The organism is Vibrio sp. 03_296 (assembly GCF_002265885.1).
In genome coordinates, this window is sequence record NZ_NPKW01000205.1 from 1 (window position 1) to 723 (window position 723).

Here is a 723-nt window from a genome sequence, read left to right on the forward strand (position 1 = left end):
TGTTTGATATCACTCAGCAGTTGTTTGAACGCACTGTCTAGCTCGTCGACTTGTCGTTCTGCTTCACCATTTTTCAGTGCAGATTCAATGACCGCGACCAATTTATTGGTTGTTTTCCCTGGCGCCGACAACACTACAGAAACTTCTTCCTGCTTGGCATTGTTAGCAACAATGTCCGCCGCTCTTAAAAAGCGGTCTGCATCGGCTAACGATGAGCCACCAAATTTTAATACTCGCATCCCTTCCTCCCGGATTATTTTTAATCTGTATAAAAAAAGGCCTGTATCTTGTTGGATACAGGCCTTTTTTTGAAATTTGTTCTTTCGCTCAGCAGCCTGCCCCAACATGTGTGATGTCGGTAATAATAATGGTGGTGGTCATTACTAGTTGGCTGTTAAGAATCATAAAACGTTATCTATTGCTTTTGTGTGTTTGCTTGTATCTACGTTTACCGTAGTTTCGAGCGGTTCGTCAACAAAAAGTTACGTTTTTTTTATCGCGAGGGTTATGCATATGCGCACATTTTAAGATCGCGTTCTCATTTTCAGGTTCTTAAATCTCAGCATTTTGATCTTCTCAGCAAAATGGCTTTAGAAAACTCGCTAACCTAGATCTTCGACGGAAAATTTTTTCCCAACATGGGAGGAATTTTGTGCTTAACTTGAGAGTACAATAAAAAAATCCTCATAATAATGATTATTATGAGATCGTTCCTTCTGCTGA

The 723-nt window shown here is 40.0% G+C and carries 1 protein-coding gene and 1 other annotated feature; the gene reads right to left on the reverse strand.

The window, feature by feature from the left end; all coding sequences use genetic code 11:
• On the reverse strand, nt 1-239 hold a 239-nt coding region (locus CIK04_RS23415), incomplete at its 3' end, for a hypothetical protein (RefSeq protein WP_142995000.1).
• A 30-nt stretch (nt 240-269) separates the two neighbouring features.
• Nucleotides 270-392 (reverse strand) — a sequence feature (Thr leader region).
• Between the last annotated feature and the right edge of the window lie 331 nt (nt 393-723).